This is a genomic window from Epilithonimonas xixisoli (assembly GCF_004365655.1).
GTDB classification, from domain to species: Bacteria; Bacteroidota; Bacteroidia; order Flavobacteriales; family Weeksellaceae; genus Epilithonimonas; species Epilithonimonas xixisoli.
Genome location: NZ_SOEO01000003.1, coordinates 302,029 through 321,509, shown reverse-complemented (window position 1 = coordinate 321,509; position 19,481 = coordinate 302,029). Strand labels below are relative to the sequence as shown.

General features: G+C 37.4%; 19 protein-coding genes. 12 read left to right on the top strand and 7 right to left on the bottom strand.

Going from position 1 to position 19,481, the window contains the following annotated elements; translation table 11 throughout:
• Positions 1–135 precede the first annotated feature (135 nt).
• Both B0I22_RS13490 and B0I22_RS13485 read right to left on the bottom strand, forming a co-directional pair.
• Entirely contained in the window at positions 136–615 is a 480-nt protein-coding gene (locus tag B0I22_RS13490) for a hypothetical protein (RefSeq protein WP_133945739.1), read from the bottom strand.
• 36 nt (positions 616–651) lie between these two features.
• Positions 652–975 carry a hypothetical protein gene (locus B0I22_RS13485; RefSeq protein ID WP_133945737.1) on the bottom strand — a complete coding sequence of 108 codons (324 nt, stop codon included), beginning with the start codon at positions 973–975 and terminating at the stop codon, positions 652–654.
• A gap of 310 nt (positions 976–1,285) precedes the next feature.
• Between B0I22_RS13485 and B0I22_RS13480 the strand changes: the two genes are divergently transcribed.
• Both B0I22_RS13480 and B0I22_RS13475 read left to right on the top strand, forming a co-directional pair.
• Complete coding sequence (locus B0I22_RS13480) at positions 1,286–2,803, top strand: trypsin-like peptidase domain-containing protein (protein WP_133945735.1); 1,518 nt, start codon at positions 1,286–1,288, stop codon at positions 2,801–2,803.
• Between the two features lie 96 nt (positions 2,804–2,899).
• A complete protein-coding gene (locus B0I22_RS13475; RefSeq protein WP_246022240.1) occupies positions 2,900–4,117 on the top strand; it encodes an MFS transporter in 1,218 nt (405 codons plus the stop codon).
• A 106-nt stretch (positions 4,118–4,223) separates the two neighbouring features.
• On the opposite strand, the gene B0I22_RS13470 is transcribed toward B0I22_RS13475, so the two are convergent.
• Positions 4,224–4,424 (bottom strand): hypothetical protein, encoded by a 201-nt coding sequence (locus B0I22_RS13470; RefSeq protein WP_133945733.1) that lies wholly within the window; start codon positions 4,422–4,424, stop codon positions 4,224–4,226.
• Positions 4,425–5,038: 614 nt separating this feature from the next.
• Here B0I22_RS13470 and B0I22_RS13465 point away from each other — a divergent pair.
• The 8 genes from B0I22_RS13465 to B0I22_RS13430 all read left to right on the top strand — a co-directional run bounded on the left by B0I22_RS13465 (position 5,039) and on the right by B0I22_RS13430 (position 11,915).
• Complete coding sequence (locus B0I22_RS13465) at positions 5,039–6,577, top strand: sodium:solute symporter (protein WP_133945731.1); 1,539 nt, start codon at positions 5,039–5,041, stop codon at positions 6,575–6,577.
• Positions 6,578–6,586: 9 nt separating this feature from the next.
• Complete coding sequence (locus B0I22_RS13460) at positions 6,587–6,955, top strand: hypothetical protein (RefSeq protein ID WP_133945729.1); 369 nt, start codon at positions 6,587–6,589, stop codon at positions 6,953–6,955.
• Positions 6,955–7,368 carry a DUF6157 family protein gene (locus B0I22_RS13455; RefSeq protein WP_133945728.1) on the top strand — a complete coding sequence of 138 codons (414 nt, stop codon included), beginning with the start codon at positions 6,955–6,957 and terminating at the stop codon, positions 7,366–7,368. Before B0I22_RS13460 ends, B0I22_RS13455 begins: the two co-directional genes overlap by 1 nt.
• Complete coding sequence (locus B0I22_RS13450; protein ID WP_133945726.1) at positions 7,368–7,934, top strand: hypothetical protein; 567 nt, start codon at positions 7,368–7,370, stop codon at positions 7,932–7,934. The genes B0I22_RS13455 and B0I22_RS13450 overlap by 1 nt, the downstream gene beginning before the upstream one ends.
• Before the next feature lie 77 nt (positions 7,935–8,011).
• Positions 8,012–9,007: an alpha/beta fold hydrolase gene (locus tag B0I22_RS13445; RefSeq protein WP_133945724.1), complete on the top strand. Its 996-nt coding sequence runs from the start codon at positions 8,012–8,014 to the stop codon at positions 9,005–9,007.
• Positions 9,008–9,027: 20 nt separating this feature from the next.
• Positions 9,028–9,972 (top strand): aldo/keto reductase, encoded by a 945-nt coding sequence (locus B0I22_RS13440; protein WP_133945722.1) that lies wholly within the window; start codon positions 9,028–9,030, stop codon positions 9,970–9,972.
• Positions 9,973–9,975: 3 nt separating this feature from the next.
• Positions 9,976–11,169, top strand: a complete 1,194-nt coding sequence (locus tag B0I22_RS13435) for an MFS transporter (RefSeq protein ID WP_133945720.1) — start codon at positions 9,976–9,978, stop codon at positions 11,167–11,169.
• Between the two features lie 2 nt (positions 11,170–11,171).
• Entirely contained in the window at positions 11,172–11,915 is a 744-nt protein-coding gene (locus B0I22_RS13430) for a dienelactone hydrolase family protein (protein WP_133945718.1), read from the top strand.
• A 55-nt stretch (positions 11,916–11,970) separates the two neighbouring features.
• On the opposite strand, the gene B0I22_RS13425 is transcribed toward B0I22_RS13430, so the two are convergent.
• Positions 11,971–13,221, bottom strand: a complete 1,251-nt coding sequence (locus B0I22_RS13425) for a CinA family nicotinamide mononucleotide deamidase-related protein (RefSeq protein ID WP_133945716.1) — start codon at positions 13,219–13,221, stop codon at positions 11,971–11,973.
• A gap of 158 nt (positions 13,222–13,379) precedes the next feature.
• On the opposite strand from B0I22_RS13425, the gene B0I22_RS13420 reads away from it, so the two are divergent.
• A complete protein-coding gene (locus B0I22_RS13420) occupies positions 13,380–14,594 on the top strand; it encodes a dicarboxylate/amino acid:cation symporter (protein WP_133945714.1) in 1,215 nt (404 codons plus the stop codon).
• Positions 14,595–14,684: 90 nt separating this feature from the next.
• Here the strand turns inward: B0I22_RS13420 and B0I22_RS13415 are convergent, their stop codons facing one another.
• Together B0I22_RS13415 and B0I22_RS13410 are read right to left on the bottom strand one after the other, a co-directional pair.
• Entirely contained in the window at positions 14,685–15,074 is a 390-nt protein-coding gene (locus B0I22_RS13415; RefSeq protein WP_133945712.1) for a DUF779 domain-containing protein, read from the bottom strand.
• 233 nt (positions 15,075–15,307) lie between these two features.
• The gene (locus B0I22_RS13410; RefSeq protein WP_133945710.1) at positions 15,308–16,837 is read right to left on the bottom strand and encodes an aldehyde dehydrogenase family protein; all 1,530 of its coding nucleotides are present in this window, start codon (positions 16,835–16,837) and stop codon (positions 15,308–15,310) included.
• A gap of 206 nt (positions 16,838–17,043) precedes the next feature.
• Here B0I22_RS13410 and B0I22_RS13405 point away from each other — a divergent pair, with 206 nt between their 5' ends.
• Positions 17,044–17,961 carry an AraC family transcriptional regulator gene (locus tag B0I22_RS13405; protein WP_133945708.1) on the top strand — a complete coding sequence of 306 codons (918 nt, stop codon included), beginning with the start codon at positions 17,044–17,046 and terminating at the stop codon, positions 17,959–17,961.
• A gap of 178 nt (positions 17,962–18,139) precedes the next feature.
• Here the strand turns inward: B0I22_RS13405 and B0I22_RS13400 are convergent, their stop codons facing one another.
• Positions 18,140–19,474: a hydroxymethylglutaryl-CoA synthase family protein gene (locus B0I22_RS13400; protein ID WP_133945706.1), complete on the bottom strand. Its 1,335-nt coding sequence runs from the start codon at positions 19,472–19,474 to the stop codon at positions 18,140–18,142.
• Positions 19,475–19,481: the final 7 nt, after the last annotated feature.

Genomic DNA, 19,481 nt, shown 5'->3' with positions numbered 1-19,481 from the left:
TTGTCTTAAAATCTTTACAACAACTATGTGTCTATGTGGTTGAAAAAACTTGACATTATAAATCTAAACAGTTTTTAAACCAAAAAAATCCGAATTGAATCCGGATTTACTTATAAAATAGTGATTTGAATATTTTTAATCTGATGATTTTGGAACACTTACTGCGACTTCGTAAACCTTCGTATGCATCAAGTATTTTGATCTTTCTCTAGATGTCACATTTTCAATTTCCCCTTTGAAAAGGACAATTACCGCATCCTCTTCAATCTGCCAGTCCGCATCAGAGAAGTATTTTTCGTCCGGACTTTTCTCAGTCACAGCATTTTGTCTTTCTTTCAGCTTCTCTGCCATTTCCTGAAAACCATCGTCCGAAGAATGTAAGATCTTGTAATCTGGTCCGGCAAAAGCTTTATAATATTTATTTTCGTTGATCAGATTTTGCGAAGAATCTTCGACTGGATTATCATTTCCATCCAGGAAGCCCACTTCTACCAAAGTTCCATTTCTATCTTCGGCAAATTTTCTGGCTTCTCCTACAGACCTAAAACCTGTGTAAACGTTGCTATTGTTGTACTCGTACTTGTTGAGTCTTTCAACTATATTTTCTGATTCCATAATTTATTTTTTTTGTGATTATTATTTTCTGAACTATTATCTGTGTCTTGTCCCTGTTTTGTGATAAGTTACATTTCTGTTCACAGGATTTTGATTTTTCGGGCTAAGGTTTTGATTAATACGAGAATCGATTTTGTTGTTCGCATCTGTCAAATGTTGCGGCGTTTCGAAATTCACTTTTTTGCCATTTTTGAAAATCTCACCTTCCGAATTTCTGTACATTTCATTTTTGATGTACTTGTGACCATCTGGTGCTGTAAATTTTTCGTTTTCCTTTTTCTTCTTCTTTCTCAATTGATTTAGTAAAATCAAAGCTCCTCCTGCAGCAAATCCCAACGCAACTTTTATCGTATTTTTCATATAATTTATTTACAAGCTTAAAAACAAAAGTTCTGCCAAAAGTGGATTCACGAATTTCTTAAGTTTTAAAATTCAGATTTGAAACTTAAATTTTATGGAAACTTTGACAAAAAAATTACGATTAAATTTAATTTGATATAAGTTTACAATTGTTAAAACTGCCAATTTGACTTAAAATAGAAGAGAATTTATTAAGGAATTTTTAAAATTGGTTAAACTTCGTTAAAACTGTAACACTAAGTTTTTAGTTCATACTAATTTAGCATTAAATTTGTGTATCAATAATCTCAAAAAAGAAATGAATATTAAGATGAAGAATACTTTAAAAAAACTAATGCCTTTTGCATTGACCGGCGTTATCTCCGGAGCTACGGTTTTCGGAGCAAGTCAATATCTTAGCTCAAACAACAATGGTGAAGATTTCTCATATTTCACAACTGCTTCCAAAAAATCAGCTTTCGTAGGAATGGGTTCTACGGTTGGAGATGATTTTGTAAAAGCCTCTAAAACAACAGTTCCAGCTGTTGTTACAATCAAAAATTACCAAGACCGAGCGGCTTCTCAAAGAATGCCAGAAACAGATATGTTTGATTTTTTCTTTGGTCCACAAGGCGGAAATCAGCAAAGACCTCAGCAAAGGCAAACACCTAAAAATATGCCTTCTGGAATGGGATCTGGTGTGATCATTTCCCCAGACGGGTACATCATCTCAAACAATCACGTGATTGCAGGTGCTAATAAACTGGAAGTGGTTCTTAGCAACAAAAAAACCTACATCGCCAATCTAATCGGTACAGATCCAAATACAGATATTGCCCTTTTGAAAATTGAGGAGAAAGGTTTGCCTTATCTTAATTTCGCCAATTCTGATTTGACAGAAGTTGGACAATGGGTTTTGGCAGTTGGAAATCCACTTGGACTTAATTCCACTGTAACGGCGGGAATTATTTCTGCGAAAGGAAGAAGCATCGATATTTTAAGTCAGCAATCCAGAACACCAATTGAAAGTTTCATTCAAACCGATGCAGCGATCAACCCTGGAAACAGTGGTGGCGCATTGGTCAACGTGAATGGAGATTTGATTGGAATTAATACAGCGATTCAATCTAAAACGGGATATTATGAAGGTTATGGATTTGCAGTTCCTTCGAATCTTGCCAGAAAAATCGTTGAAGATATCAAGAAGTTTGGTTTGGTACAAAGAGGTTTCCTTGGAGTCGGAAGTTTAGATTTGTCTAATGAAATGCAAGTTGCGGCCTACAACCAAAGAGAAAAGAAAAATGTAAAAGCCGGCGACGGAATCTACGTTACAGAAATCACGAAAAAAAGTGGTGCTGAAGATGCAGGAATCCAACCAGGCGACATCATCACAAAAATCGACAACACAGACATTTCCGGATTCTCTGACCTTTCTTTAGCGATTGGAAGCAGAAGACCAGGTGACAAAGTAGCGGTAACTTACACCAGAAATGGTAAAGTTAATAACGTGAATGTGACCCTGAAAGATTTGAAAGGCGGAACCTCATCCAGAAGCAAAGATGACCTGACAGTGACTGAAAAAATCGGCTCTGAGTTCGAGCCATTAAGCGAAAGAGTGAAAACTGATTACGGTCTCGAAAGCGGTGTTATCGCGAAAAATGTGACAGAAGGAAGCGAGATGGATAAAATTGGTGTCGTTGATAATTACATCGTGATGGAAATCAACGGAAAACCAGTTAATTCTCAGAAAGATGTTGAGAAAATCCTGAATGGTTATAAAGGAAACGTGCAAGTGAAATATGTGGACGCTTACGGAAGAATCACGACGAGAGGATTTAAATTACAGTAAGATTAGATGTTAGATTAATTCTAAATGATAAATTTTGAAAGCCATTCTTTACGGATGGCTTTCTTTTTTGGGTAAATTTGCGGTTCGAAAATCAGAATGAAACTTTTCAATTCTTACATTAAAACTTTCAAAGGGCTTTCAAGGGAAGCCTGGATGTTGTCTATCGTAATGCTCATCAACCGTTCTGGTTCGATGGTTTTGCCATTTTTGGGTGTTTATATGACAGACCATTTGAAGTTCAGTTTGGAAAATGCAGGAATTGTTTTGAGTTTTTACGGGATTGGTTCTGTGTTGGGTTCTTATTTAGGTGGATTTTTAACGGATAAGTTTGGTGAATATTATGTTCAATCCTGGAGTTTGTTTTTGAGTGCACCAATATTTCTCATCATTCCATTTTTTCCGAGTATTGAGATGATGGCATTTTTGATTTTCCTTCAAAGTACGATTAGCGACACATTCCGTCCAGCGAATTCTGTAGCGATTACCAAATACGCAAGACCAGAAAATCTGACGAAAGCTTTTTCATTGAACCGAATGGCAATCAATCTTGGATTCTCGATTGGGCCAGCTTTGGGTGGAATCTTGAGCGGGATTTCTTATAATTTTTTATTTGTTGTGAATGCAATCGGAGCCTTGGTTGCAGGCATTATTTACGTTGTGTTTTTCAGAAAGAGAAATCAAATCTTCCGGGAGAAAAAAAGATTGGAACCTGAAAAAAAGGTTGAGAACGTCGCCACGAAATCACCTTACAAAGATTTCCCATTTTTGATTTATAGTATTTTGTGTGCTGTCTTTGCGGTTTGTTTCTTTCAGTTTTTTAATACGATTCCATTGTTTTATAAAGACGTTGCGAAACTGAGTCAAAGTACGATTGGGTTTATTTTGGGATACAGCGGATTTATCATTGTGTTGTTGGAAATGCCTTTGGTAAGTATTGCTGAAAGAACTTTGAAGATTCCGCAAATCTTATTAATTGGAATTGTGATGGCTGGATTGTCTTATTTGATTTTGCTTTTGGGAAGTAATGTTGCGTTGCTTTTGCTTTCGATGACGATTTTGTCCGTGGCTGAGATTTGGGTACTTCCGTTTATCTCCACTGTGACCGCTTTGCGCGCTGAGCGGGGAAACAAAGGTGCGTATATGGGACTAAATGGGATTGCATTCTCCTTCTCGTTTATCTTCACTCCGTTTTTGGGAACTTATGTGGTGAGTCAATTTGGGTTTAACAGTTTGTGGATTGGGTCGTTTGCCGTGTTGGCGTTGTCTGCGGTTTTGATTTATATTGTGGTGAAGAAGATGATTCCGACGCGGTAATCTATTGGTGTTTTAATCAATGATTTTGTTTGTTGTTGTCATTAACAGGTCGCTCCTACCGAGCTGAGATTCTATTGGTTTTTGCTATTCTATTAACAGGGTACTCCTACGGAGCGAATTTCAAGAGAATATAATTTGCAGGAGCGCGAATATTGTTTGCAGGAACAAGAATATAACTTACAGGAGCAAGAATATAGTACGCAGGAGCAAAAATAGAAGTTACAGGAACAATAATATAATTTGCAGGAGCAAGAATATTGTTTGCAGGAACAAGAATATAACTTACAGGAGCAAGAATATAGTTCACAGGAGCAAAAATAGAAGTTACAGGAGCGAGAATATTGTTTGCAGGAACAAGAATATAATTTACGGATGCAAGAATATTGTTTCAGGATGCGAGAATATTGGAAATTCGAGTTTGTGAAAATTACTTTTATCTATTAGCTAAATCCATCAGCTCCAGCGGAGCGCTCTGTTAATAGAATTCGAATATCGGCTAATCAAGTTCCGTAGGAGCGACCTAAAAATTATATTTAATGTAGTTTGCGTAGTAGGTTTGAAGCTAGGTACAGATTTATTTTTCATTTAAAACCGTATCTACTTTGTTGAGATTCCTTCGGAATGACAAATTTTGGTTTAATTTTAATTGAGGAGCTACTTGTTTTGTATAACGACTTCTTTGGGTTTTCTATGGAATGATAAGCGTTGTTATGATAAACTTCTTTTGTTTGGATGAGAAATCTGCAACCCGACTTGAGTGGAGCTCTTTTTGTCATTGCGATTGTACAATGGTTCTAATGATTGCTTCACGTCGTTCGCAATGGCAAAAAAGCGGGAACGGAAGGCGGAATAGTTGCCCAAATAATTATTTTCACACCAATGCGATAAAAAAACTATTTTTGTTCAACTCAAATTTGAACAATGAATCCGGGAACTATTTTATTATTATTCGTTTTTGCCTATTTTATCGGGCTTTTGGTCATCTCTTATTTTACAAGCCGTAACTCGGACAACCAGTCTTTTTTCATTGGAAACAAGAAAAGCAAGTGGTGGCTGGTGGCGTTTGGGATGATTGGGACGTCGCTTTCGGGCGTGACGTTTATCTCCGTTCCGGGCACGGTCGGCAAGATGACGGCGGGCGATTATGCGTTTGGCGGTTTCGAATATTATATGATGGTGATTGGGTTTTTCATCGGTTATTTCATTGTGGCGGGCGTTCTGCTTCCACTTTATTACCGGATGAATCTGACTTCGATTTACACTTATTTGGGACGAAGATTTAATGTGGAGGCGCACAAAATCGGGTCTTTGTTTTTCATTATTTCGAGAGCGATTGGGGCGACGGCGAGACTGTATTTGGTGGTGAATATTCTTCAGATTTTCCTTTTGGAGAATCTTGGCGTTCCGTTTTGGGTAACGGCTTTTGTGCTATTGCTGATGATTTTGCTTTATACTTTTGAAGGTGGCGTGAAAACGATTGTGATTACGGATACGTTGCAGACTTCGTTTATGATTTTGAGTTTGATTGCGTGCATCGTTTATATTTTATCAAATTTGAATCTGTCGTTCGGTGAAGCTTACTCGATTTTGGAGCAAAAGAAGTACACGCATTTCATTAATACTGACATCAATTCAAAAACTTTTTTCCTGAAAACCATTCTGGGCGGGATGTTCATCACAATTGCGATGACGGGTCTTGACCAGGAAATGATGCAGAAAAACATCTCGGTGGACAACCTGAAAAACTCGAAAAAGAATATGCTGACGTTTGCGGGAACTTTGCTTTTTGTGAATCTGGCGTTCTTGTTTTTGGGTGGTTTGCTTTATCTTTTTGCGATACAAAATGGGGCAGTTTATGGCGCTGGCGTTTTCGGATTTAAAGGTGCCGATGGACAAATCAACAACATAATGGGCGACGACCTTTTCCCAGCTTTGTCACTCGGACATTTTCCTATTGCTATTTCTGTGATTTTCATCATCGGATTGATTTCGGCTTTGTTTCCTTCTGCTGATGGTGCTTTGACGGCGGTGACGAGTTCTTATTGCGTTGATCTTTTGGGCTTGAATGAAGACCAACAAAAAACCGAGAAGCAAAAGAAAAGATTGAGAATGAGAGTTCATTTGGCTTTCACAGTCATATTTTTCGCGTTGATTATGGTTTTCAAAGCTATCAATGAGAAGTCGATTGTTTATTTGATTATGGAAATTGCAGGTTACACTTACGGCCCACTTTTGGGATTGTTTGCTTTTGGGATTTTGACGAAATTTACGATTGTTAAAAAGTATTCGATATTGGCTGTGACGCTAACTGCGCCGGTTTTGACTTATTTGATAAATCTCTATGTTACCAATAATACGGATTACAGAATTGGGGTGGAACTGATTATTTTGAATGGGTTTTTGACGTTTTTGGGATTGTGGTTGGTGCGGTCGAAAGGTAAAATTGTTGCAACGACATAATTTTCAAAAATGTATAAGAATGTTAGAAATTTTGTTTTAATAATTATAGCATCTACTATAATTTATATTTTAAAATCATCTCAATTTTCTGGAGGAGAAGCAGGAATGGCTCCGATATTTATTATTCTGACAAATATATTTGGATTTATAATAAGTGTTTTGGTTATTTATATTTTCAGAAAAAAGCTTGAGTATAAATACGATTGGAATATTTTAATTTTTGTTGGAATTTGTTTTTCAATTTTAATATTCTATTTTAAAGCAAATCCTTTTAGTAATGAACTACAAGCTCCTCATATAGAATTAACCTTTTGGAATTACATTGCAATTTTAACTTCTGCTTTAAGTGTACTAATTATTCAAAAAGTAATTAAATAGTGAAAATCCATACCACCAATTACACAAACACTTTAATAGAAATCGCAGAAGATTCTCCGGTTTCCAAAGCAGTGATTCCTGTTATGAAAAATGAGAAGAAAACGATTGCCAATTATCAATTCGAAAAGTTGTCGAAAAAGCCTTTGAAATATACTTCCGACGAATTGCTGTTTGAAATTTTTGCGGAACGAAATGATATTTCGCCCTCGGAGTTTGAAGGAGAGAAACAGAAGTTCTTTTCAAAAGGTCAGGCTTGTTTGCGAACGTCACCTTTGGCAAAGAAAAATGGATTTGGGATTTTTCATAATGAAGATTCTAAAATCCAATTGGTTCCGGCAGAATCTGATGATTATCAAAAATTGTTGGCTGATGATTCTATCAAAAAAGTAAAAGCAATGAAATCTAAAAAGTAATGGAATCATTCAATTTCAATATCACTTTTGACCAAGAAATCTCTCAGCTTTTCAAACAAAATAATTGTTCTGATTTTCATTCGGCTTCGGAATTTGTCCAGAATTTACCTTATCGAAGAAACCTCAACAAAGATAATCTTGCGACCGTTTTCATTGATGAATGCGGAACTTGCAGTACGAAACACGCTCTTCTGAAAACACTAACAGAAGAAAACAACCAATCTGATTTTAAATTGATTCTCGGGATTTTCCGAATGAATGGCGTCAATACACCGAAAATCAAATCAGTTTTAGAAACTTACAATCTCGATTATATTCCCGAAGCGCATAATTATCTGAAATTCAAAAATCAAATCTTAGATTTCACAAAAAGGAATTCTTCGAAAAATGATTTTATCACTGACCTTTTGGATGAAATAGAAATCCAACCTCATCAAATCAACCAATTCAAAATTGAATTTCATAGAAGTTATTTGAAAAAATGGCTTATTGAAAATCCTCAAATCCCCTACTCACTTGAAAAAATATGGGACATCCGTGAGCTATGCATCGCGCATTTGTCTTAGATTTGTTCATATACAATTATTGATTTAATCAATGCGCAGGCACCATTATTGTTGCGGAAAAGCTTTATCATTGTTCTATGAAAAAGATTTTTGCACTTGCGTTCCTTATTATTTCGACCTTATTTTTTAGTCAAGAAAATCGTCCGATTTTGGATATTATGTTGACAAATTATGAATATCCGTACAAAGTCGATTTCCTGAATTTCAAAAGCCAAAATCAGGATTTGAAGATGGCCTATATGGACATCAAACCCAATAAAGCGAATGGAAAAACTGTGGTTCTGCTTCACGGCAAAAACTTCAACGGCGCTTACTGGAAAACGACAATTGATGCTTTGACAAAAGAAGGATTTCGAGTGATAGTTCCTGACCAGATTGGATTTGGAAAGTCATCAAAACCAACTGACTATCAATTTACTTTTCAGCAATTGGCTCAGAATACAAAAGCCATTTTGGATGATTTGAAAATTGACAAAATCTATTTGCTCGGACATTCGATGGGCGGAATGGTGGCGACAAGATTTTCATTGATGTATCCCGAAACCGTTGAGAAATTAATCCTAGAAAATCCAATAGGACTGGAAGATTGGAAGCTGGTTGCGCCTTACAATTCAATCGATAAAAATTACGAAACAGAACTGAAAGCCGATTATGAATCCACAAAAAAATATCAAAACGGATTCTATTACGACAACAAATGGAAACCGGAATATGACGAGTGGGTTTATCTTTTGACAGGTTGGACAAAAGCGCCAGATTATGCAAAAGTCGCTTTGGTAAATGCCAAAACTTCGGATATGATTTTCACGCAGCCAGTCGTTTATGAATTTCAAAATTTGAATGTTCCCACTTTATTAATTATCGGAACAAGAGATAGAACAGCCATCGGAAAAGCCAACGTAAAAGATCCGAAAATAGCTGAAACGATGGGACGATACGACTTATTAGGAAAAGCTACTCAACAAAAAATCAAAGGTTCAAAATTGGTGGAACTTGATAATGTGGGACATCTTCCGCACATCGAGGTTTTTGACCAATTCATCAAACCAGTTAAAGAATTTTTAAAACCTTAAATTATTAATAAATTATCAAAATGAAAAAAGTAACTATTAAAAATACAGACTTAGAAATCGCGCCTATCAACTTTGGAGGAAACGTTTTCGGATGGACTTTGGACGAGAAAGAATCGTTCGATATTCTGAACAAATTCGAAGAAGGTGGATTTAATTTCATCGATACAGCCGACACTTATTCTTGGTGGGTAAACGGAAAAGGTGGACAATCTGAGGAAATTATCGGAAAATGGATGAAGGAGAAAAAGAACCGACAAGACATTGTTCTCGCCACAAAAGTTGGCTCCGAAACTAAAGAACACGGCTTCGACATCAGCAAAAAACACATTCTGAAATCGGTGGATGAATCTTTGAAACGTCTTGGAACTGACCATATCGATTTGTATTACACGCATTTTGATGACAAAGTAACGCCTGTTGAGGAAACGCTATCTGCATACGACGAAATCATCAAAGCCGGAAAAGTTCGATACATCGCCGCTTCAAACATTTCGCCAGAAAGATTGATTGAATCTTTTGAAGTCGCTGAGAAAAATAATTTGCCAAAATATGTTGCGCTTCAGCCTCATTATAATTTGGTGGAAAGAGAAAAATTCGAGACAGAATATGCATCATTAGTTGAAAAATACGGATTGAGCGCTTTCCCATATTGGTCTTTAGCAGCGGGATTTTTAACCGGAAAGTACAGAACAGAAGCAGATTTTGAAAAAACAACCCGAGGCGCCGGCATCAAGAAATATTTTGATAATAAAGGGAAAGCAGTTTTGAGTGCACTTGACAAAGTTTCAGAAAAACACCAATCCCAACCTGCAACTGTTGCGTTGGCTTGGTTGTTGGCAAATCCATTAATCACAGCGCCAATCGTAAGTGCGACGAGCGAAAGACAATTACAAACGATATTTGATGCGCCGAAATTAAACTTGGATTCTGAAGATTTGGAAATCCTTAATCAAGCTTCGAAATAAGCGATGTCAGAAGTACAATCACAACTGAGCAAAGGTCAGGTTTTGGGAATGGCTGTTGTCGCAGGAATCAGTGTTTCGAATATTTATTTTGCGCAGCCAATTCTCCATCAAATTGCCGAAAGTTTCCGAGTTCCTGAAAGTAAAATGGGAATTATGGTCGGACTCGGACAAGTCGGTTATGGCGCTGGACTTTTGACATTAGTTCCGTTAGGTGACAAAGTTGACCGCAAGAAATTGATTCTGACTTTACTGGGAACTTTATTCCTTGTCTTGATAGCGATTGGGTTGGTTTCCAATTATTATTTTATCTTTTTATTCAGTTTATTATTGGGATTGACGGCGGTCGCGGCTCAGGTTATTTTACCAATGGCAGCGGAATTATCAGGGAATGAAAAAGGAAAAAATGTTGGAATTATTTTTACCGGAATTCTTGTCGGAATACTAATGGCAAGGGTTTTCAGCGGATATATTTCGGAATGGAGCAGTTGGAAAATAGTGTATTATCTTTCGGCTGGATTCACGGTTTTCTCTTTGGCTTTTGTCTATTTCAAATTGCCGAGTGTAAAACCGACGTTCAAACAATCTTATTTTAAATTGATTTCATCGTCATTTTATCAGTTAAAGAGATTTCCACAATTGCGGTTTATGGCTTTGCTTGGCGGAATTGCATTTGCGGTGTTTTGCTCGTTTTGGACAACTTTGACATTTTTGTTGGTTGAAAAACCTTACAACTACAGTTCAGACACAATTGGACTTTTCGGAATATTGGGAATTGCAGGTGCTTTGGTTGCGCCATTGATTGGAAAAGCTTCTGACAAAGGTGATTCCAGATACACACAATTGATTGCAAGTGTGATTCTGTTGGCAGGTTCGGTCGTTATTTTTCTTTTTCCAAGTTATTTAATTTCAATTATTCTCGCCGTGATTTTCATTGATGTTGGCGTTCAGTCTATTCAATTCACGAATGTTGCATTGATTTATAGACTTGATGAAAAAGCGAACAGCAGAATCAACACGATTTATATGACTTCATATTTTGTTGGTGGCGCTTTGGGAACTTTCATCGGTCTCAAATGCTGGGAACTTGGCGGTTGGCATTATGTTGGAATTCAGCTCGTGGTATTCAGTTTAGTTGTACTTTTAATGAATCTAATGAACGTCATTAAGCAGAAGAAAATTAATCAAACAAAATCTTAAATATGAAACTCTCACTCACATTATTCGCTGTGTACCTCGGAATGCAACTCACATTAGCACAAAAATTAAAACCAGTCGCTTACCAAGACGGCTCTCAAAAATTGAATGGTTTAGTCACTTCCAACGCAGGAAAAAAACTTCCCGGCGTTTTGATTCTTCCAGCTTGGAAAGGCATCGACGACGAAGCGAAAAATTCGGCAATAGAATTAGAAAAGCAAGGTTACATCGCTTTCATCGCTGATATTTATGGCGAAGGAAATATTCCGACTGACAATGCTTCAGCTTCAAAGATTGCAGGAACTTACAAGCAAGATTACAAAGCGTATCAAAAAAGAATTGCTCTGGCTTTGGAAGAACTGAAAAAACAAGGTGCGAATTCAGATAAAATTGCGGTTATCGGTTATTGTTTCGGTGGAACTGGCGCTTTGGAAACCGCAAGAGCTGGACTTCCAGTTGTTGGCGTTGTCTCTATTCACGGTGGTTTGGCGAAAGGCAATGACCGACTGAATGTTCCCATCAAAACTAAAGTTCTCGTGGAAAATCCAGCCGACGACGAAAGCGTAAAACCGGAAGATATGACCAACCTGATTGCTGAATTAAAAACGGGAAAAACCGATTTTCAAATCATCACTTATGCCAATTCCAAACATACTTTCACCAGTCCCGAATCTCCAGATTACAATGAAGTAATGGCGAAACGAGCGTGGAATCACACCTTGACTTTCCTTAAAGAAATATTGAAATAGAAGTTAGACTTTAGATATTAGAAGTTAGAAAGACAGCCATTACAGCTGTCTTTTTTTATTTTTTGATAAGTAATGAAATGATATCCTGCAATACTTTCTGAGAAACAAAATGCATAAAATCAATCCTTTCCAAATGTGGCAGAAACAGTTTGGAAGTTGTTTCATCGTTTCCAATTCTAATCGTGTAATAAACCATTCCAACATCTTTCCCGTCCTCGCCTTTTCCAGGACCAGCAACGCCAGTGGTAGAAACCGCAATATCAGTTTTGAATAATTCCTGACAACCTTTCGCCATCTCGGAAGCAACTTGCTCACTCACTACCGTGAATTCCTCGATTTTTTTCGGATTAACTTTCAGAATATCGATTTTCTTCTCGGTCGCGTAACTCACAATTCCACCGATAAAATATTTTGAACTTCCTGTTATTGATGTAATTAATCGCGATAATTCTCCACCAGTACAACTTTCAGAAACCGAAATTGTCAACTTTCTGTCATTCAACAATTCGCCAAGGATTTTTTCGATTTTATCTTCCTGTGTGGCGATGATATTTTCGCCGATGATTGGAATTAATTTCTGGATTTCAGTTTCCAACTCCTTTTCTAATATTTCCTGAGAACTTCCCGAAGCGGTTAATCTCAATTTAACTCTCGTTCCGATTGGCAAATAAGATAGCGCAATATGTTTCGGCAAAGCCAGTTCCCAACCTTCAATATTTTCTGACAGAATACTTTCGGGAACATCCACAACGGAAACGATTCTCGTCACGATGTGCTCTAATGATAATTTCTCTTTCAGAAATGGAATGATTTGGTCTTTCACCAAAGGTTTCACCTCGAAAGGAACGCCTGGCAAACTGAAACAAAACGTTCCGTTTTTTTCCACCATCAAACAAGGTGCAGTCCCAAAATGATTCATAAAAACCTTCGCTTTAAATAGAACCATCGCTTGGTCTTTATTATGTTCCAAAATCCAAAGTCGGTTTCGCTTTTCGAGATAAGCTCTCAAATGTTCGTAAACTTTATCGGAAAAAATCAATTCGTCTTCGAAGAATTCAGCGTAAGCTTTCTTGGTAATATCATCTTTCGTTGGCCCCAATCCGCCAGTTGTGAAAACCACATCAGCCACTTCAAATGCTTTTCCCAAAGTCGAAACAATCGCATTTTCGTCATCGGGAATTGTGAAGATGGAAGTCACTTTCACACCAATTTCTTTGAGTTGTGTGGCAATGAAATTGGAATTGGTATCAACTGTGTTTCCTGAGAGAATCTCGTCGCCAATGGTAATCAGAACTGCTGTTTTCATAAGAACAAATTTCGGGAATAATTTATATTCTCAACCACATAGACACATAGTTTTTTTTAGATTAAATAGAGAAATTGCTCAACTCTTTTTTCTTCTAAAATTTGATTTATCTCTATGTGTCTATGTGGTTTTATTTTATCTTTGATTAAAATTGAGGAATGAAATCATATTTCTGGAAAAACTACAGCAACATCATCCTGCTTCTCATCGGGATTTTCATCGGAAGTCTCGTGGGAATTTTTGCACCGGATTTTGTCGTTTACCTGAAACCGATTGGTGATATTTTCCTTAATCTCTTATTCGTCACAGTCATTCCACTCGTCTTTTTTGCAATTGTTTCAGCCATTTCCGGCATCGAACAACAAAATCAATTGGGAAAAATCATCGGAACAATGGTGTTGACTTTCTTAAGTTTCATATTGATTTCGGCAACGTTTTGCATCATAATGGTTTACTTTTTCCCAACCGAAACGCCGAAAAATATCAGCGAAACCATATCAGAAAATCTTCAAAATAATTCTAATATCAATGACCAAATCGTAGGATTCTTTACTGTCAGTGAGTTCTATCATTTGTTTTCGAGACAAAATATGCTCGCATTGTTAGTCTTCTCATTTTTAGTTGGAATCTCCATTAGAAAATCAGGAGAAAAAGGGAAACCTTTTCAAAACTTCATCTTTTCCGGCAACGAAGTGATGAAACAGCTTTTGTTATTAATTATGAAAGTTGCGCCCGTCGGATTAGGCGCTTATTTTGCGTACCAAGTGGGTACAATTGGACCTCAATTATTCGGATTTTACGCCAAGCCATTGGGACTTTATTACATTGCCGGAACCATTTATTTCATCGTATTTTTCAACCTTTATTCCTTCGTTTGGAAGGGTGGAAAAGGCGTGAAAGCATTCTGGAAAGAAAGCCTTTTGCCGACCGCAACAGCCATCAGTACTTGTAGTAGTTTGGCAACAATGCCAGTCGCCATCGAATCCGCAAAAAGAATGGGCGTTCCAGCATCCATCGCCAACGTCGTGATTCCGATTGGGACTACGATTCACAAAAACGGTTCTTCCATCTCATCTATTATCAAAATCTATGTGGCTTTTCAGTTACTCGGCTGGAATTTCTTTGAACCAATGAATCTTATAATGGCTCTTGGAATTACAGTTTTCGTAAGTGCCGTCGCTGGCGGAATTCCTAATGGAGGTTACATCGGAGAAATGCTGATGATTTCAGTTTACAAAATTCCGCCCGACGTCGTTCCAGCGGTCATTATCATCGGAACTTTGGTGGACCCGTTGGCAACTGTCCTCAATTCCGTCGGAAACATTTTGGCGTCGATGATTGTCTCGAAATTCGTGAAAGTAGAAACCGTCTGAATTTTTTAGGAGCTATTTTCCACTATTTACTTAATTCCCGAAGCTTCGGGAGATGCCTTTCCTATCGGGGCTATGTCACGATTCTATTTTCTATTCACTTCTTTTCACAGGCTCCAGATTTTCCAATTCTTCCGCCGTAAAAAGTCTGTAATGAACTTTGAAAGTTTTGCCCAAAGGCGTTTCCAGAGAAAACCCTCCTGGTCCCCATCCTTCCAGAACATCCAACGTAAAATGCGAATATTTCCAGTATTCAAAAAGGTCGCGGTCTATCCAGAATTCGAAGCCGTTGATGGTTCCAATCATAGCGTCATTCATCCTCGGAAAATATCCACCTTTCTCGAAACATTGTGGTTGCGTGCCTTCGCAACAGCCACCAGCTTGGTAAAACATCAGTTCACCGTGTTTTTTTTCGAGTTCCCAGATGACTTCCATCGCCTCGTCGGTCACGGAAAGTCTGGAGATTTTATCTTTAGTTTCCATCTTTTTTATTTTAAAGTTAAACAAAAACCCGACAAAAAATTCTGTCGGGTCTTAATTTTGAATTTTAGGTTTTTACAACTTATCGACTCGCGTCATTTGGATTTGAAATCCGCAACCCGACCTGAGTGGAAATCCTTTTTTTGCTTCTACAAACGTTATTTTGATAGACAAACATCTGCAAAAAAAGATTGGGAACGGAGGGCGGATAAGTTGCCATAATCATTATTAACAGATTAGAAGAACCCTAATTTATTTTTATTGTAAGAAATCAACATATTTTTGGTTTGACGGTAGTGGTCAAGCATCATTTTGTGATTTTCTCTACCAATTCCGGACTGTTTGTAACCTCCAAAAGGCGCACCAGCAGGATAAGCGTGGTATTGATTTACCCAAACTCTACCCGCTTCCACGTGTCTCGGGATATTATACAATTGATGTGCATCACGCGTCCAAACACCGGCTCCTAAGCCATAAATCGTATCATTCGCAATTTCCAAAGCTTCCGCCTCATCTTTGAAAGTCGTGAAAGCTACAACTGGACCGAAGATCTCCTCTTGGAAAATTCTCATTCTGTTGTTCCCTTTGAAGATGGTTGGTTTGATGTAGTAACCTTCTTCCAAACCTTCAACAGTATTCACGTCGCCACCAGTAAGGACTTCTGCACCTTCTTCCTTACCGAGTTTCAAATAACCCATAATTTTATCTTTCTGGATTTTCGAAGCCTGCGCTCCCATCATTACCGTTTTATCCAATGGATTTCCGATTTTGATAGCTTCGGTTCTTTCGATTACTTTTGCAATGAAAGCATCTGCAATATCTTCCTGAACCAACAATCTTGATGGACAAGTACAAATTTCCCCCTGATTAAGAGCAAACATCACTGCACCTTCAACGGCTTTATCAAGGAATTCATCGTCCTCATCCATCACGGAATTGAAGAAAATATTTGGTGATTTTCCACCTAACTCTAAAGTAACTGGGATAATATTTTCTGTCGCATATTGCATTACCATTCGCCCCGTCACCGTAGAACCTGTGAAGGCTGCCTTGTTAACTTTTGGATTCGTAACCAATGCTCTACCAAGTTCTGCTCCGAAACCATTGACGATATTCACGACGCCTGCAGGAAGCAAGTCGCCAATCAATTCCATCAAAACCATAATAGAAACCGGCGTGCTTTCTGCTGGTTTCAACACCACGCAATTTCCTGCGGCCAAAGCGGGAGCGAGTTTCCATACTGCCATTAAGATTGGGAAATTCCAAGGAATAATTTGTGCAATCACACCAAGTGGCTCGTGAACAATCAACGAAACGGTATCTTTGTCCAACTCGTTGTGAGAACCTTCTTCTGCTCTAATTACGGAAGCAAAATATCTAAAATGGTCAATCGCCAAAGGAATATCGGCGGCCAACGTTTCTCTCACGGCTTTACCATTGTCAATCGTTTCGACTGTCGCGATATATTCCAAATTCTCTTCTATTCTGTCAGCGATTTTATTTAGAATGATGCTTCGTTCTGTTGCGGAAGTATCTTTCCACGTTTTGAAAGCTTCTGCTGCTGCGTTGACGGCGTTTTCCAAATCTTCTTTGTTGGAATGTACGGCTTGCGTGAAAACCTGACCATTGATTGGAGAAATGACATCGAAATATTGCCCGCCTGCTGAAGGCACAAATTTTCCGCCGATGTAATTATCATATTTTGGTTTGAATTCTGGCCAAGACAAAGTGGTTGAATTTTGTGTTTGTTCTGCTGTAGTACTCATAATAATATTTGGTTTTATTAATACTGAATTAATATTTGATTAAAGCTAAATTAATTATTAACCCAACAAGAATTATAGCACAATCCTCCAAATAAACAGTAAAATCCTACATTTATAATAGTTTATAAGTCCTTAACAAAATTTAAGAGCTGAAGTCATAAATAAATCTTATATTTGAAAAACAGGATGTTACAAAACTTGAAATTATGAATCCAAATCATTTTCAACTCAACAAACCAAGCCTGACGCACGAAAACAAATTGAATACGTTTGTAGAAAATCAAACCAAGTTCAGTTTAAATAATTGTGAACTCAGTGTCTATGAAACGCACAAGACGGCTTACGATGTGAAACTGCATTTTGAGCATCTGGCGTTCACTGGAATGTTGCGAGGAAAGAAATGGATGAAGCTTCAGGATAAGAGCAATTACTTCGAATATCTTCCGGGAGAAAGTGTTTTGGTTGCGCCTGGAGAAACAATGGTGATTGATTTTCCGGAAGCTGATGTTCAGCCAGCACAATGTGTTTCTTTGACTTTGAATCCTGAATTTGTGAAAGAATCTTTGGAGAACTTAAATTTCACTACCACAAAAATCGATGATTCTTCGCAATGGAATATTTCGCTTGATGAGTTTTATTTGCTCAATAGTAAATCTCTTGCTTCAGCGACGAACAACATTATGAGAATCGCGATGGACGATAATTCCCACAAAGACGTGATTGCAGATTTTGCTTTGAAAGAATTATTAATAAGATTGATGCAAACTCAAGCGAGAAATCTGGTAGAAAAAAATACTTTGAAAACTCAATCGAGAATTGGTTTTGTAGCAGATTTTATCAAGAAGAATCTTCATCAGAAATTATCGATTGATGTGATTGCGAAAATGGCTTATGTCAGCAAATCGAATTTCTTTAAGATGTTCAAACAGGAATTAGGACTTTCTCCGAATGAGTTTATTATTAAAGAAAGAATTAAGAAAGCTAAAGAATTGTTGATTTCACGGAGTTCTGTAAGTGAAGTAGCTTTTAGCACTGGATTTTCGGATACTAATTATTTCATTCGGGTTTTCAAACAAGTGGAAGGTGTGACGCCAAAAATATTTCAGAATAAAAAATTAATTTGAATTAAGTTAGTAGTTAGTTATAGATTTTCAAAAGAAAACGAGCAGAAATTTTCTGCTCGTTTTCGATTATGATTATATGATTAGTGATTTAATAATATAAGATTATCAGGTCGCACCTACGGAGCTTGTATTCTCTCGCATCATTTTTTTCTATTAACAGGCAGCACCTACGGCGCTATTATTTATTATAACCATAATATCTCGCACCTTTCAGAACTGGACTTTCTTTTTCAATTCTCGTCAATCCAAATCCTTTGTATTTTTGGTTAACCGAAAAATCTAGTTGTTTACGATGTAGTTTCTCATAAGTCTCAAAATCGATTGGCAATCTGTTTTTCAGTTCTTCAAAAAGATTCCATTTTTCTACAACTGATTTCCATTCTGGAGAAACCTTTCCGACGAAAACCTTTGATTTAGAACCACTTCCATAAGCAAGAAATCCAATTTCTTTTTCTGATAAATCTTCATTTTCATTAAACGAAGTTTGCAGAGCTGACAACAACGCCATAAAGATTGAAGCTGTGTACATATTTCCAATCTCGGAAGAAGCGCGTTGAGATTTTTCTATTTTTTCATTAATGAAATTGATATAATCTTCGGATTTTGCGATGGCTTTTTGTTTTTCCGCATCAGAATAATCCAGATGATTTTCTAAACTATAAATTTCGGTGAAGACTCTTTTTCCGTGGAATGCATACGGTAAATGGAAAATCAAATATCGCCAATTCTCATAAGGTCTAACTGTAAAAGTTTGCTCTTTGTAATGCTCATAGGCTTCACGGATTCTGTCCTGATAACAAACATTTGAATATTGTCCATCGAAAACAGGTTCATCTGTAAACACTTCAATTTTATCAGGGAAATTTTCTGGAGCAGTTGGAAAATCATCTTTGGAAAAATGACGTCTCGGTTTGAAGAAATCGAAAACGCTTTCTGTCGCAACGCCCCAATTGTTGTCAATCTCGATTAATTTCGGATTGGCGGAAACCAATAAGGCTACTGCGCCACCTCCTTGCGTATATTCGCCTGACGAAGCCAACTCGTATTTTGCATAATCGCTGGCAATGACAACAGCTTTCTTGGTTGGATTTGCTCTTACGAAATCCAAAGCGTTATGCAAAGCATCCACAGCTCCAATGCAGGCGAACGTCATATCGACAACGTCACAATGTTTGAAAACTCTTTCACCAAATTCTTCGGTTAAGAATTCTTCCACCATTTGAACCGCGTAAGTTGCTGTTGGTTTTGCTGCATCCACAGCACTTTCTGTTCCGAGGTAAACTTTGGAGATTTCTTTAGGATTGAGATTGTAATCTTGAATTAATTTGAGCAAAGCTTCAGCAGCAAACGTTGCTGCATCTTCGTGAACATCGGGCAAAGCCATTTTATGTAAACCTAAACCTTTTTCCAGTTTTGCTGGTTCGATTCCTCTTTTCTCTGCAAGGTCTTTGATTTCTAAATATAAAGAAGGCACATAAAAACTGGCCGCATCCACTCCGAATTTCGTCATCATAAAAAAA